At 42.4% G+C, this 15,792-nt stretch carries 8 protein-coding genes; 6 read left to right on the forward strand and 2 right to left on the reverse strand.

Annotated features, from left to right (window positions below):
• The first annotated feature begins 198 nt into the window (after window positions 1-198).
• Window positions 199-1,770 (forward strand): hypothetical protein, encoded by a 1,572-nt coding sequence (locus QZX97_RS18715; protein ID WP_295655284.1) that lies wholly within the window; start codon window positions 199-201, stop codon window positions 1,768-1,770.
• Window positions 1,771-1,924: 154 nt separating this feature from the next.
• Here the strand turns inward: QZX97_RS18715 and QZX97_RS18720 are convergent, their stop codons facing one another.
• A complete protein-coding gene (locus tag QZX97_RS18720) occupies window positions 1,925-3,637 on the reverse strand; it encodes a hypothetical protein (RefSeq protein ID WP_295664910.1) in 1,713 nt (570 codons plus the stop codon).
• 9 nt (window positions 3,638-3,646) lie between these two features.
• Window positions 3,647-5,860, reverse strand: coding sequence for a right-handed parallel beta-helix repeat-containing protein (locus tag QZX97_RS18725; RefSeq protein ID WP_295664912.1), 2,214 nt, complete (start codon window positions 5,858-5,860; stop codon window positions 3,647-3,649).
• A 380-nt stretch (window positions 5,861-6,240) separates the two neighbouring features.
• Between QZX97_RS18725 and QZX97_RS18730 the strand changes: the two genes are divergently transcribed.
• The 5 genes from QZX97_RS18730 (at window position 6,241) to QZX97_RS18750 (ending at window position 15,204) form a co-directional block, all read left to right on the forward strand.
• A complete protein-coding gene (locus QZX97_RS18730; RefSeq protein ID WP_295652239.1) occupies window positions 6,241-8,583 on the forward strand; it encodes a glycoside hydrolase family 95 protein in 2,343 nt (780 codons plus the stop codon).
• Between the two features lie 8 nt (window positions 8,584-8,591).
• The gene (locus QZX97_RS18735; protein WP_295652241.1) at window positions 8,592-11,138 is read left to right on the forward strand and encodes a hypothetical protein; all 2,547 of its coding nucleotides are present in this window, start codon (window positions 8,592-8,594) and stop codon (window positions 11,136-11,138) included.
• A gap of 119 nt (window positions 11,139-11,257) precedes the next feature.
• On the forward strand, window positions 11,258-13,471 hold the full coding sequence (locus QZX97_RS18740) for a glycoside hydrolase family 95-like protein (RefSeq protein WP_295664915.1): 2,214 nt from the start codon (window positions 11,258-11,260) through the stop codon (window positions 13,469-13,471).
• A gap of 730 nt (window positions 13,472-14,201) precedes the next feature.
• The gene (locus tag QZX97_RS18745) at window positions 14,202-14,720 is read left to right on the forward strand and encodes a hypothetical protein (protein ID WP_295664917.1); all 519 of its coding nucleotides are present in this window, start codon (window positions 14,202-14,204) and stop codon (window positions 14,718-14,720) included.
• Window positions 14,721-14,895: 175 nt separating this feature from the next.
• Window positions 14,896-15,204 carry a HipA domain-containing protein gene (locus tag QZX97_RS18750; RefSeq protein ID WP_295652138.1) on the forward strand — a complete coding sequence of 103 codons (309 nt, stop codon included), beginning with the start codon at window positions 14,896-14,898 and terminating at the stop codon, window positions 15,202-15,204.
• The last annotated feature ends 588 nt before the right edge of the window (window positions 15,205-15,792 follow it).

The raw sequence follows: 15,792 nt of genomic DNA on the forward strand, positions 1-15,792 counted from the left end.
ACAATCACTTAAAAACAGAAAACTTGCCTATGAAAAAATAAAATCACAGATCACTTGCACCCCCAAAATGGAAAACTTAGCTTTACTTTAAACCCGAAACACTACACAAGCCTTGGTTCACTTTAGTTTGACGACGTACAAGAGCAGATAAGACAGCTCGTCAAAAAAAACAACGTTAGATACGATACTACCGAGCACATGCCTATTCAAAAATTTAGCTCGCCAGGTTATCATACAACTTTGAAAGGCGGCATGGTGCATTCAACCACAGCTTCTTTAGATTATGCACTCAATTTACTCGATTGTTACGATGAAATTATGCGATTACGCGCTATCGATATTCTTTCGAAAATAGTGACCTTACAAGACACGAATCGCCAAAGCCGTAATTTTGGTTTATGGTCATGGTTTCTTGAAGAACCTCTCGAAAAAATGAGTCCGCCGGATAGAAACTGGGCTGACTTTTGCGGTCGACGACTTATCGAGATACTACTAAATCATCAAAAAAGGCTCCCTGGGCCGTTGGTGGTAAAAATCGATTCGGCTATATCTTATGCCGCCGAAGAAATAAAATTGCGCGATCAAAGCCCTGATTACACCAATATAGCTGTGATGGGAACGTTTGTGTTGGTTATGGCGGGCGAAGTTCTCCATAGCAAAGAATTAAAGGCTTACGGTTTTTACAGATTAAAAAGGTTTTATGATTATACAAATCGCGAAGGTGGATTTACAGAGTATAACAGTCCTAATTATGCAAGGGTTGTGATAGAGGAGCTTAATAAAATGCGGCTTTATTTCCGGGATACCGATGAGCTTAAAATGGTAAACGAGTTGTACTACAAAGCATGGCGCGAAATAGCGATCCATTATCATGCTAAAACTCAACAGTGGTCGGGTCCACATAGCAGGTCATATAATACTATTTTAAAAAACGAAACGATGATCCATAATTCCGTTCTGCCCGCCGATAAAAAAGTCTTTACGCTCGATAGTTATCGTAACGTGAATAATTTACCCGATAGTCTGATAAAGTATATAACCGATAGCACCTCTACCAGGTTTGTTGTAGATACTTTTAAACGTAGCAAACCATCTTTTATTGGCACTACTTATCTAACCCCATCCTTTAGTTTAGGTTCGATCAATAGCCAGGATATGTGGGAGCAAAGGAGGGATTTGGTTGCTTATTGGGGTAAAAAAAACGCGGTAACAAGTGTGCGGATTCGTTTTCTCCATGATCAAAAGGATTTTTCATCGGCCATTTTTAGGGGAAAGCAATTAAAAAACAAAGTTTTAGGTGGCATAAGTTTTATTACGAATGGCGGGGATACACACCCGAGTTTAGATAAAGTTAAAAATGGGACGATCGAAGCATCAAACCTGTGCATCAGGTTCCAGTTTGAAGGCGAAGGGTTGAAAACGATTAAAGTAGATACCTCAATGTACATAAACGGCTTTGTAAATGTGATAGCTAATGGAATGCATATCTTTGTAGCTGTGCCATTTTTAACTTTCAATAACGAAAAAGGCTATTGGAGTTATGGTAACGACGAACTTGGTTATCATCTCGATTTTATTTGCTATCGGGGACCGTCAAGATCTTATAACATCGCAACGATGAACAAGGCCGCAGCGGCAATTGCGTTTTCGATTTCTAATACGGCAGAAGATACCTTGGGCGCTGTTAATGCAGCCGGTAATGAAAGTAACGTGAATGTTAATTGGAACGGATTATCATTAACTTTTCCAATTAAGCCTTATAAGCAATAAAATTACTGGGTAATCAAAAGTAAATTGGTTAAAAATACGTTTTTACCCATGATTTCGACACTGGTATCTACTGGGAATTCTGCTAATTTATAATCGACTTTCCGGGGCAATTTTATCGATTGTTCAAAAACTTAAAAATGAGATAACCGCAAAATCAATTTGCGGTTATATAAAAAGTTTGCTTAACCAATTGTGCCATTTTTACCTTGGGCGAAGCCGAGCGACCCCATTGCCAGGCCACAACCGTAACGGCTACCGGATATTTTGCTTTGGGCGGAATTTGGGTAAATACCAGATCATTTTCCTGTATGATTGCAGGCCCTGATTCTACGTAATATTCAACTTTAAGGCCGGCATCCGAAGTGGCGTGAAGTGTAACGCGTTTTACGTGGGCATTTACATCGGGGATGGGCTGAAAAGTGATTTTTTGAGGTAAGCCCGACTCATTTTTTGTTAAGGTTAGCCCGGCGGGTTGAAAAATAGCACGCACGCTATCGGTACCCGGCAGCCTCAAACCTACATAGTTGGCCGTATTCGGCCACGATCTGTCGAGCATTATACGGAAACGACCATTGCCTAACGGTTTAAATTGTCCGCTTACCCATTCAATAGCGGGCTTAAAAGCCGTTTTTGAAAGTTTTTGGCCAGCATTAAGAAAATCTGAGGGGATGACGTCAGTCATCACACCTCTCACTTTGAATGTAATGCCGTCAGTATCTGACAGAATGGGCTTAATTCTTGATATACCATTAAAGGAATGATCGGCTATTTTACCGCTATCATCCAAAAAAACAGGTAATTGTGTTGAGGAATGCCAGTTTATTGATGCTATTTTTTGAGCTGATAAAGCCATGTCCCTGTTAATATACCATGGAGCTTTAAGCGACGAGGTATCAGCCAGGTTGAAAGGTTTTATTGAGCTGTTTTCATGTCCGGGTACCGGAAGATTGGCAACGAATCCTTCTCCCAAAGCTAAATTGGCTAAAGTTCCATCCGGCGCAATCCTTTTTTTTGCAATCAGGTTAATATAACCGGCAACAAAGCGGGTAATCTTTTCAGAGCAATCGAAATGCCCGCTTGTACCATCAATAACATAGCTAAACGGCCAGTTTGGATATAGTTTTCGTTGACCGGTTGCGTAATTGTAAGCTCCGTCGATATTGTTCCAGTTACTACGAATGTCTGTTTTATCCTGTCCCCATTCTTGGGCGCTGCCAAAAATGGTGAGTACCGGTACTGTACGGTTATGCGGTGGTAAATGGTTGTTTTTTAAATAAACCCCGGCTATACATCGTTGAGGCGATTGTTCAAGCAAGGCGTCAACCATTAACAGGTGTCCCGATTCGCCTATAGGTAACCAAGGTATGGTTGATATTTCCTGGTATCCGCTTTTAGCGGCAAGCCCATCAAGCATTTGCTGTAAAAAATCAATGGCGGTTTTATACTCTAAAGCCATATTCAGAGTTTTATTGTCCTTATCAACCGATTTTCTGAAGTTCATAAATGAAGGCGTACTCCAAATTATTCCGAGGTTATTTGCTACGCAGGCCTGCCGTATGGCAGGGTGGCCTACCAGCATATGTTCGGGCACGTTGGTGCACATTATAACCAGCCCCCTCAGTTGTTTACATTTTTCGGGGATCCACAGGTAAAGGGTCGCATTGGTTTTTGATCCATCAGGCCAGGCCGTGCAGGTACCCGATTGTGCGAATTGAAAGACTTGATTTTCAGGCGAGCGCTCGGTTTCTGTTGCGTAATTTGTCACACTTAAACCTTGGGCATTGCAATTATGCCATGTACCTATCATGCAAACAACAAACACAACTTTTAAAAACATCGTGTTCAATTTTATGAGATTGAATTTCATCGTCGGGTATTATGTGCCAAAATAGGTGTCGTTATCATCTGCCTTCCATGGGTTTTGGCTTGGTAATTTTCCGGCCTCTTTGGCAGTGGGCAACCTTTTGCGATATTTATCAATATACAAGCCCATCTTTTTGAAATCGATCTGCGGAAAATCCGGAATTTTCTGATAGGCGGGCGCTCCTTTTTTTAACGTCAGGTCGCCTTTTAAAAAGTCAGTAAAACCTGGATCGTCGGCGGTAACAAAATTGTTTTTCGTTTTTAAAAGCCCGCTGTCGGCCAAATTCGTCTTATTCATTTTAATGGAAAGAGGAGTCCCCTTTTTTATCCAGATAATATTTCCTGAAAAACGTGTACGTTGAGGCAACTCAGGGTGGCTGTCCAATAGCGTAGGCATTTCAGGGAACGTCTCGCTCCAAGGAGCAGCCTGCGGATTGATCGATTTTACTTTACCGAGCAGACTTTTATTCGTAGCATAACCCCTGCTTACGCCACGGTCGTCCATACCAAAAACCGGGCCTTCATTTTTAATAAAAATATTATTTTGGATTGTATGGTCGGGTCCGCTCGCTATCCAGACCCCTGTGCGGTTGCCCCAAAATATGTTCCCGTAAACAAATGTACCAGATGCGCCATCGTCCGGATTAACACCTCCAACGGTATTATGAATATAATTGAAGCGAATGACTAAGCCACGTATGGTCCAATCCAACCAAGAGTAAAATGCGCCTACGTCTGCCGTGGCGTAGGCACAACGGTAAATTTCATTATATTCAAATACGTTTTTTTGCCCGGCGTATAAAACACCATCGCGCGGCGCATGGTGTATAAGGTTATGAGCAACTAAAATACCTACTGCCGGAGCTCCTTTAGTTTCGGAATACAGATCAATAGCTGCCGAATACTGAGATTTAAGTACCCCGTAATCATGGAGATGATTGTTGATAACATAGTTGCCGGACTCGACGAGCTTTTCACTATTCCCGCCCGATATGGCGATACATCCTTTGCCCAACGCGAACATATCGCAACTTTGGATACCGCATTTGTTCCCGTCGAGGATAACCCCGTTACCTGCAAGGTCTTTTAAAGTACAGCCTGCTATTAAGCAGCGCTCTCCATGCTCTATCACAATGCCATCGCCCAACGAGCCTTCAATATTTAAGTTGATAAATGCCGTGTTTGCAAGGTTTTTGGCTGATATAACCGGTTTATCTAATTGTGAGATAACGATATTGCCATCTTTAAAATCATCGGGCGGCCAAAGGTATACTATCCCCGTATTAAAATCAATCGCCCATTCGCCGGGACGGGTAATTTCTTCCAGCAAGTTGATTGCATACCATTCTTCCTTGCCCGACCCTTTAGGCCTTTGGTATTTGCTGCCAATACCATTTGGCAAACCGGCTTTAAAAGTGATTTGGCTGTTTGCCGTATCAATTTTTGCTACTTTGATAGCAGGCTCTTCCCAACCAACCCGCCAAAACCCTTTTAGCCATATGTCTTTCGAGTTCATCCATCGTTTTGGTCGGTCGCCCCGGTATATAAAACTGCCGGGGATGTTCTTGTCGCCGGGATTGACCACTTCTTTCATCGTTGAGTTCTCTTCGTCCGGCCACCTGGATAGGGGCAACCTTGTATCGTTTACGAAGATCTCAAAGATGCCGCCGCCATCATTAAAAATGTCGGGGAAGACGCCCGTACGCGTCAAGCCTAATGACCGGGTGTTAAGTTGGATGATCTTGCCTTTGGCCGCCGGGTCAATTCGTGCCGATACCGCGGGATCTGTAACGGGTAAAAAACTACTGTTTTTAATATTTACGCCACCAAGAATGTGCACGTCATCATTGTTATAAGGCCTGTAAATAATTGGCGCATTTTCGGTGCCCGAGTCAAAATTATTTAGTTCGAACGACCGGGTCAGAGGATAATTACCCTTAAGTAAGTTGAAGGCTATACCCCCTTTAGGCAATTTGCCGTTTTTAATTATAGCTCGTACTTCATCCCTCGCTTTTTCGAGCGTTTTAAATGCCGTAGCCGGACTTTTTCCTGAAGCATTGTCGTTGCCCTCGGGCGCGACATATAATTGTAAACCGCATTTATTTCCGTCAACTTCGATTTGTTTTACAGCAGGCGAATAAGTAACTGGATTGAATGTTTGGGCTTGTGAGGATCCACATAGCAACAATAACCAGATAGACGCAATAAAAAGATTTTTTTTGTTCATGAAGTTGAAACTGTAGGTTAACTAATGGTAAATAATTATTTGGTAAAAATTGAAAAAAACAATAATAGTTACTTTGCCCTACGTTGTATTAGTTTATCCTGTTCATTCAGTCGCCGCAACATTTGGATAAGTTTTTAAATAACCGGGTTAACCGCAGTAGTCAAGGCAACAATAACTTTGTAACCGAAAATCCAAGTACTTTAAGCTTTGTTGATTAACTTTTACAGAGTTGTTTTATAAACCAGCTTGAAAAACCTAAAGTCTGAACAAGGGTCGGATATAAGGTCCGTTTCAACCTGCATCATGATATTGGCGGGCAAAAATTATTGTGTAGCAAAATGAACCGTGATTTATGTAAACTTTTATTTGCTTTTGGTTTAATGCTTTCTGTATTTTTAGCAAAAGCACAATCTCCTGATAAGGCAATATGGTTCAGGCATCCGGCTAAATCATTTGAGGAGTGTTTTGTTATGGGCAACGGCACCCAGGGAGCAAGCATATTTGGAGGTATCAAAACAGATAAAATTTTATTGAACGATGCAACCTTTTGGTCGGGCGAACCGGTAAATCCCAATATGTATCCTGATGCCTACAAGCATTTACCCGCAGTTAGGGAAGCGCTAATGAATGAGGACTATCGTGCTGCTGATACGCTTGTACGCAAACTCCAGGCAAAATTTAGTGAATGTTACGAGCCGGTTGGAACCCTATTGCTTCATTTTGATCACGATTCAATTGCGCATGATTATGCACGGACCCTCGATCTTGATAAAGCGGTAACCACCGTTAAGTATGTTATAAATGGGGTAACCTATACCCGGGAATATTTTGTTTCGGCCCCCGACAAGGCTATTGTTATTCATCTTACGGCAAGCAGGAAGAACGCGTTGAATTTTACGCTTGCTTTTAGTAGTTTAATGCACTACAAAACAGATACCAAGCAAAAGCTGCTTGCAGCTAACGGATACGCACCATACTTTGCAGATCCGCCGCGATTTACAGACTTGAAAAATGCTGTTTTATTTGATGAGGCAAGAGGTACAAGGTTTACCACTTTGGCCAAAGTGGTAAATAATGATGGTGAAGCGCTTTACACCGATAGTACCGTATCTATAAAACAGGCAACAGATGTGGTTATTTTGGTTTCAATAGCCACCAGTTTTAATGGTTTTGATAAAAACCCTGCCACAGACGGACTTCCAAATGCAACCATAGCCAAACAGATAATAGATAAAATAGCAACAAAAACTTTTACAGCTCTTAAAACAGACCATATTGAGGATTATCAGCATTTTTTTAGCAGGGTATCGTTAAAACTTGGCACCGATACCGGTTTGAACATCCCTACCGACGAAAGACTGATTCGGTACAGTAAAGGATTGGATGATAAGCAATTGGAAATGTTGTATTTCAATTTCGGAAGGTATCTTTTGATCAGTAGCTCTCGTACTCCTTGTGTACCGGCCAATTTACAGGGTATCTGGAATTACAATGTAATGCCGCCCTGGGCATCCGGGTACACTATTAACATCAATTTGGAAGAAAACTATTGGCCCGCCGAAATAACCAATCTGCCCGAAATGCACGAGGCACTTTTAAGTTTTATGAAAGTTTTGGCAAAAACCGGCAGCGTCACTGCCAAAACTTTTTATGGCGTAAAAGACGGTTGGACCGCAGGGCACCAAACAGATATATGGGCAATGACAAACCCGATAGGGGATTGGGGTAAAGGCAACCCTGCCTGGGCAAACTTTGCCATGGGGGCATCGTGGCTGTCAACACATGTTTGGGAGCATTTTGCCTTTACACAGGATACCGCTTACCTTAAAAAGAATGGATATGAATTGATAAAAGGGGCCGCGTTGTTTGATATCGGGTTTTTAGTTAAAGACAAGAACGGTTATTGGGTTACCGCGCCTTCTACTTCTCCCGAAAATAAATACCTGATGCCCGATGGCTACAAAGGAGCCACCTCGTATGGATCAACTTTTGACCTTGCCACTATCAGGGAATGTTTTATTGATTTGGTAAAAGCGGCCAAAGTGCTTGGAACTGATACTGCCCTGGTTGACAAGATTGACACTATACTCAAGGATATGTACCCCTATCAAATAGGTAAAAAGGGGAATTTGCAGGAATGGTACCACGATTGGGAAGATGTTGATCCTAAGCACAGGCACCAATCGCATTTATTCGGGCTTTATCCGGGCAGTCAAATCTCTCCTGTTAAAACCCCTGCGTTAGCCGAGGCTTGCCGCACAACATTGGCAATGCGTGGCGACGAAACAACCGGTTGGAGCAAAGGCTGGCGAATCAATTTGTGGGCAAGGCTTTTAGATGGTAATCATGCTTATAAAATGTACCGCGAGTTGTTAAAATACGTTCCGCCCGATAATGGAAACGTGAATGTCGCTGCAGGTGGTGGTACATACCCGAATATGCTGGACGCTCATCCACCTTTTCAAATTGACGGTAATTTTGGAGGTACGGCAGCGGTTGCCGAGATGTTATTACAATCAACAGACGATGAAATTACCTTATTGCCGGCCCTGCCGGATGTTTGGCCCGATGGCGAAGTAAAGGGCCTTAAAGCAAGAGGCGGATTCACAGTTGACATTCATTGGGAAAAAGGCAAGGTGGTTTCTTATAGGATTGTTTCAAAATACCCCAAAAAGGTTAAGGTGTCTTTTAACAATACAACAACGTTTATAATATCCAAATAGGCTCATATATGAAGAAAAAATATCTTTTTATTGTCTTGGTGTTTATCAGCTCCAAAACATTTTCACAGTCGGTTACTGATATATTTAAGTACTGGGCCGATGATACATTAGCCTCTAATAACTCCCGCTTATCGGAACAGCCTCAACGAAAGTTTACTGCCGATGAGGTATTGGATAATAAATTAAAATGGGCCAACCCTTACCAGGAAACATTGACACCTAACGGCGAAGGGTTCGATTTTTCCAGGTTGGGCAAAGTTCCGAATACCGGTGTCCATCCCCGTATATTTACCTCGCCGGATGAGTTTGGCGTTATCAAGCAGGGGTTGCAAACCACCAAAATTGGTAAACAGTTACTATTGTTGGCCGATGGTGCCCTTCGTCAATTACGAACTACCCGCTACTATGCTGCCTTAAAAATAGGGGAGCCTGTTGCCGCCGATGGCGCGGCGCCGAAAGATATCGCCAATCTGCTGGCCGTGCAGGGTTTGTTGGCACAATTGTATGGCGACAAGGCCTTGCTGAACGAAACCGGAATTGTAGCCGCAAACTATCTTAAAAAAGCTTTTACTGAAATAGAGGATACGCCGCAAAATCCGGCAAAGCTATTACAGGTAAAAGAGCCTTTATACAGTAATGGCGATCTTGCTAAATTGTTTGATTTCACAGCGGCGGGCATGTCTGCCGATGATAAAAAGTTTTTTATTAAGCATTATACCGATGATACGTTCGGTAAGTACAGCGTTGGTATGGAACTACCACATCATTGGCGCAGATGGAACCATATTGCCATGTCGATCTGTTATCCATTGTCCATTTTAGCTGTTGAAAACGAGCAAGGATACGATAAGCGTATTTTTGAACGGGGCAAAGAAATGGTGAGCGATTACCTGACCTATTCTTATACGGCAAAGGGCATGAGCTCTGAGGGCATCACCTACACGTTCGGGCAGTTCCCGAACGACTTGTTAGCGATGGCAGCCATTGCGCGCCGCGACAAGGCTTGTAATACTTTTACCAACCCACATTTTCGAGCGATACCAGACTGGCTTATCAATTCTTTAGCTCCAAACCCTGCCGCTTTATGGAGTTCGCATGGCGATACAGGTACAACATCTGAAGTTAACTGGTTGATGATGATGATCATGAAATACTTTTTTCCCACTGATGCAAAAATCGACTATTTATTTGCCAATACCCTGCAAAAAGAAATCAAACAGGTGCCTGACGTGGCTGCTTTTGTTTTCTGTATCGACCCGGAAAAAACTGCCGCTGAGTACCGTGGTGTTCCTCCGGTAGCAATGCCACTTACCTATTTTGAGCCAACAAGAGGTAGTTTAATCGCCCGTAATAAATGGGACAAAAACGGCATCCAATTTCAGTTCGATGCACGTCAGGATATGATGTACCAATCGCACGACCATTCCGACAGAGGTAGTTTTATGTTGGCCGCCAACGGCAGGGTGTGGGTTACAGATGGCTGGCGAAGTACGGAAAGCAAATACCATTCGGTGGTAACTATTGATGGGCATGGGCAAGGCTATTTCGCTACGCCTGCCAGTTGGAAGGGTTATTTCGATTTGCCGGAAGCCACTTTTGGGACGATAGATGCGAAATATTGTTACGACTGGAGCTGGTTGAAATCGGCGGTGGGCGATCTGATGGTTGGTAAACAAGTAGAACCGCAATGGCGCGACGGTGTTTACGCAAATACAGCCAGAAACCTTAAAAGATATTATCCGGGGGTATTGCCCGAGCGTGACCCTTTGCGTAAGGTAGCCGATTTTTATAGTGGTAGTATAGCAAGCAACCCGTTGATGTGGGCAGAAGATACCTGGCCGATGCGCCTGAAGAATTATCCGGTTGAGTATGCTTTCCGCACGGCTGGCCTTATAAAAGGCAAACACGATTATGTATTGGTAATTGATGATATCAAAAAGGACGATAAGGAGCACCTGTATGAGTTTGCCATGCCAATGCAATTGGACGTTGAACTGGTTTCCATAAAGCAATTGGTGGACGTGAAGCAGGAATCGGGGCCTTTAAATCTGGGTTTTAATAGTCTTTCGGATGCGCGTACCCAAGGAGAATACGATGTGGTGTTGGGCGACAAAACAATGAAACGTAATATGGATGATGTAGAAAGTACTCAAGGAGGTATATTAATTGTCGGTAAGTTTACACCGCAAAAAGGGAACCCTCAATTATTGGTCAGGGTATTGGAAAGCAGCGAAGCCGCTATCCCTAATATGGAACCCAACCCCAGATTGGAAACCTTCGAGAATATCAAAACAGAAGATATGCACCAGTTTTATTTGCGCAGTATGGATTTAGCCAAACGTTTGGTATTGCCTTCCCGCTCGGTTTCGCCAAATTTCAAAGTATTGTTATTTCCATATCTGCAAGGTGAAGAAACGCCCAAAACTTTATGGAACAACGACAGGACAGTATTGATGGTTTCATGGAAGGACCAGCAGGATGTATTTACGTTCAGCAAAGCGACGGACGGCCATACGATAACTCGCTTGACACTCGACGGTAAAGTTGTTTTTTAATCATCGTAAAAATCACGCTATCAAAAATGAAAACTACTAGACTGCTTCGGATTTTGCTATGTGCTTTTGCCTTATGCCATGCAGGGTTGCCAACAGCCTGCGGCCAGATACAGCTAGGAGTGGACTGGCAACAGTTTCTTGCAAAGCAAGATATGGTTTGGAACAAAATGCCCGCTAATTATTACGAGGGACCTTTTGTTGGCAACGGCTTATTGGGTGCTATCGTTTTTAAAGACACTAAAAAAGATAATACACTGTGTTTTGAGATTGGCAGAACAGATGTGTATGACCATCGGTCTAAAAATATAAACAGTACAAATCCTTTTGGCAGGCTTCCCATCGGGCAGTTGCTGCTAACCCCTGTTGGTGTAATCACGGGTGCGAAATTTCGCACTGATCTGTGGAATGCCGAAATAACAGGTACAATTACAACGACCATGGGAATGATTTCGTTGCGTTGCTTTGTTCCTTCAGACGAGGAGTTTATTGTTTTGGATATTAAAAGCACCGGTCAGGAAAATAAGGTCAATTGTTCCTTCAGTCCCGAACAAGGTAATCATCCGCGGCCTACTGTACAGCCGAACCGTGATATGGGCGTCTATGTTCCAAACCCTCCCTTTGTTACTTCCAGAATAGATGGTATTGAAGTAATAACACAACCTTTGTTGGAAGGTGACGATTATGCGACGGCATGGATTGACCGCCCTAATGCCGATAAATCCCGCACTATTCTAATCACGGTGGCCAATAGATGGGCCAATAAACAAGTTCTCGGGTCAGGGTCGGCAGTTGATGCCGTTGCGACGATTAAAGCCGCACAGCAAAAGAACATGGGGTTGATAGAGGAAGCGCATCGTACTTGGTGGCATCACTACTATCCCTCAAGCTTTGTAACGCTCCCGGATACTCGTTTGGAGAGTTTTTATTGGATTCAGATGTATAAGTTGGCGAGTGCGACCCGTGCCGATCGACCCGTTGTTGATCTAATGGGGCCTTGGTTCAAGCCATCGGTATGGGCGGCTTATTGGACGAATCTCAATTTGCAATTAGCTTATTATACACTAGGAATAACCAACCATCTAGATATTGCCGACGCATTGTACAAATTGATTGAAAAACATAGCGACCAGCTTATTGAAAATGTGCCCGTAGCATATAGAAATGATTGCGCTGCATTGGGCAACCCGGTCGGCTACAATGATTTGAACGCATCTGTAATGTTGAATACTAATGGTACAAGCCCTATGCGCTTAATTGCATTGCCTTGGCTTATACAGCTTTTTTACATTCACAATCGATTGACAATGGATGATAGCCGTTTACGGAATACTATTTATCCTTTAATGAAAAGAACTTTTAATGTTTACACGCGAACGATGCAATTGGATATTGACGGCAAATACCATATCCCTTATACTTATTCGGATGAATATGGAAATGCCTTTGAAACAAGTCTCAATATTGCTTTGGCCAGATGGGGGTATAAAACATTAATTGATTGTGCGACCAGGTTAAAGGTTGATCAATCTAGTGTTAATGCATGGCGGGATATTTTAACTAATATGGCCGATTATCCGACAGATACCACCGGAATTATGGTTGGTCGGGATGTGCCTTTTGCAAAGCCCCACCGTCATTACAGTCATTTATTTTGTATCTTCCCCTTGTATGAAATGAATATTGAAGAAGAACCAGAGCGTTTACCCTTAATGGAACAATCTATTGCGCATTTTACCGGAATTGATGGCGATAATTGCATGTTCAAATTTAATGGAGCTTCATCCCTTTGGTCGGCACTTGGCAAGGGCGATTCTGCATTGAAATGGCTTAACCGATCGCTTTTGATCCTAAATACACGCAAAGGGCCTACTATTACGCCAAACACTTTGTATAGTGAAAACGGCTGGCCTACTTTCGAATCTCCTATTGCCTCGTCACGCGCCGCATTGGATATGTTAATGCAAAGCTGGGGCGGAAAAATAAGGATATTCCCGGCATGGCCCTCTACGTGGAAAGATGCAGGTTTTTACAGTCTTCGCGCTGAGGGGGCGTTCCTTGTCAGTGCAGTAAAGCGGTACGGTATCACAAGGTTTATCAGTATCAAAAGTCTTGCTGGCGAACCTTGCATTATCAAATGTGATTTGAAGGGAACAATAAAGTTACTGGCCTCCAAGAATGTGAGTATGCAAAGACGCGGCGAGCTGATTGCTCTGACTCTGCCAAAGGGCGAAGAAGCTATCCTTTATACGGGCGTAAAACCGACATCTTTTGACGTAACTCCGTTACCAACAAAGGCTGGCACATGTAACAGCTGGGGACTGAAAGAAAAATAAAGAATTACTATAATCATTCTGTTTAGCATAGCACAGTCAACAAATATTTATATTAAAAAGATTGGAGCAAAAAAAGGGCTAACCCTCGACCCCGATACATTAAATGGATAAGAAAGTAGTCCACAGTTTGTTGAATTTGGCAAACGAATATCATATTTCAAAAGCTAAATTGGTTTTGATTTTAATGCTAATGCTATGTGGGTTAAACACGTCGACAAATGTCATGATTAAATAAACCCATCTATTTTTAGTTTGATTCAAAAAGGAGCATCAACACCCCGGATGTTCTACAAAATTCTACAGGCTCAAATCTGTCATCATAAAGCATATCGCGTAGCACAGTTTATATTATTTTAATGTTCACCTAATTTTTAAGTGTTTACTTAGGTAAGAAGCAAATCCTAAAAACTTGGCCATGAAGTTTTTTGCATTAACAATTATTTCTTTTTTAGCACTTGTAGGTTTAAATGGTACTGATGTATCCATGAAATTGAGCCATTCAACCACAACCGACTCCCTTGGTGCTTGCCAGGGCGTTTCCTATTAAAGTGGCAAAGTTTATCTTTATGGCGATCGGGAAGTAGGCATGATCAGGGAGTTCGAATTGAAAAGCGATTCCGTGGTTTACCTTAATAAACAATGCAAACTTACAGTGGATGGAAAAAATATAATCAATCATCCCACCGGGGTTGCTTATAATGGGGTTGGTCCAACTTTTATGGGTAACTCCGTGCGTTTAAACAAAGAAGGAACAGCTTGGAAAGCCTTGATCTACGCCATAAATTGGAAAGGGCTGTGGCAAACCGGGACACTGGACGGAAATCTGCTAAGAACCATTGAAGACGATGCTTGTATACAGGGTACAAGGCCGGAGTATGTTAGCTATAAAAACAAATGGTATGTAGCCACTGCCGATTACGGCAACCATGGTAATGAAGTTCGTTTGTATAACCCCGAAAAATTGAGCACTTGTACCAAAACAAGCGACCCTGGTGTATTGTACAAAAAATTCACCTGCACACCTTGGGTGCAAAACCTAAACTGGATACCTCAAAAAGGCCTGCTGGTTTTAATACAAAATCAAATAGAAGGCCGTAAATGGAGATTTACTGCCGTCGACCGGGTTCCTGACAATGTTATGAATGCCATGTTGTGGAAAGCAATAAAAGGAGAAAATGCTAAAGTGCCTGCTCCGGTCCGGGCTGCATTTGTAAAAACAGTTAAAAAAGGCGACGGAGACAATGATTAGAGCTCTGACTTATTTGCCACTCTGGTGCTTCATTGGGCAGAGTAAGGCCCCAAGCGAGTTTAGTTGACCCGTAAAGGAACGGTTGGATCGCAAAATTCCCAAGCCGAAATAATCAACGTGATATCTGTGCTTCGAAGATGATGACCGACGAACTTGCGAGTGCGGCGGCAACGATATGTCTGAAGTCAGGCTGGAACGTTGTGCGTCAAACCAGCATACGTATATGGCCAAAATGTTTGACCTTACACGTGACGGAAAACGCATACATTTTGCTTCGGCGATGACCTTGCTGGGTTACCATGATTTTAAAGACGGAGTAAGTTACCTTGAACTAGCGGAGTCTATTGCTAAAAACAGCGCGAAACCAGATCAAGATCTTGAAGAATTATGGAGTCGTATACTTTTTAGTATGTATGTCAGCAATACAGACGATTATTTGCGTAACCATGGTTTTTTACTGACGAAAGAGGGTTGGCGACCCTAGCCGGCTTATGATATCAAACCCATTGAAAAAGCAACTGGCTTAAATTGAATGTTACTGAGAAGGATAATGCACTTTAGCCTGCTTTAGCTATGCAAACCATCGATTTTTATCGACTTAATGAGAAAAAAGCTGAGGAGATACATTAATTAATAAAGAAAGTGGTCAACGGTTGTAGAACTGTGGCTAATAAATACTATAATTCAAAAGCTGATCAGGATCTGATGGCAGCTTCTTTTAAACAGCAATGAATTATGTGCAAATAGCAGGGTACTATGTCAAAAAAACACCAATTCTGAAAATTAAATTCACTATAACTGTTTGATTATCATTGTTTTCAAGTATTGCAAGATCGAAAATCAAAAATGTATATAAGAAAAGTTATAAGAAAAAGAAGAGAAAAAAAAAAAGAGAGAGAGAAATCACTTCTTTCATAGAATATACGAACATGGAGTTGAGATCGAATCCCCAGTTTCCAGGGGAAGGAAAATTTGCTCCCTGCATGAGGTGTGAGGGAAAGATAGATACCAAAAAAAAGCAATTAAAAGAGCTCAAATGCCCTCAATATTTATAATCCTAAGCTTCCACCAC

Origin of the sequence: uncultured Mucilaginibacter sp. (assembly GCF_903893715.1) — a bacterium.
GTDB lineage: Bacteria > Bacteroidota > Bacteroidia > Sphingobacteriales > Sphingobacteriaceae > Mucilaginibacter.

What these genes read in the sequence shown, in the direction of transcription:
- QZX97_RS18725 (WP_295664912.1), bottom strand. Translation starts at nt 5,860, where the DNA reads ATGAACAAAAAAAATCTTTTTATTGCGTCTATCTGGTTATTGTTGCTA.
- QZX97_RS18750 (WP_295652138.1), top strand. Translation starts at nt 14,896, where the DNA reads ATGTCTGAAGTCAGGCTGGAACGTTGTGCGTCAAACCAGCATACGTAT.
- QZX97_RS18715 (WP_295655284.1), top strand. Translation starts at nt 199, where the DNA reads ATGCCTATTCAAAAATTTAGCTCGCCAGGTTATCATACAACTTTGAAA.
- QZX97_RS18720 (WP_295664910.1), bottom strand. Translation starts at nt 3,637, where the DNA reads ATGAAATTCAATCTCATAAAATTGAACACGATGTTTTTAAAAGTTGTG.
- QZX97_RS18730 (WP_295652239.1), top strand. Translation starts at nt 6,241, where the DNA reads ATGCTTTCTGTATTTTTAGCAAAAGCACAATCTCCTGATAAGGCAATA.
- QZX97_RS18735 (WP_295652241.1), top strand. Translation starts at nt 8,592, where the DNA reads ATGAAGAAAAAATATCTTTTTATTGTCTTGGTGTTTATCAGCTCCAAA.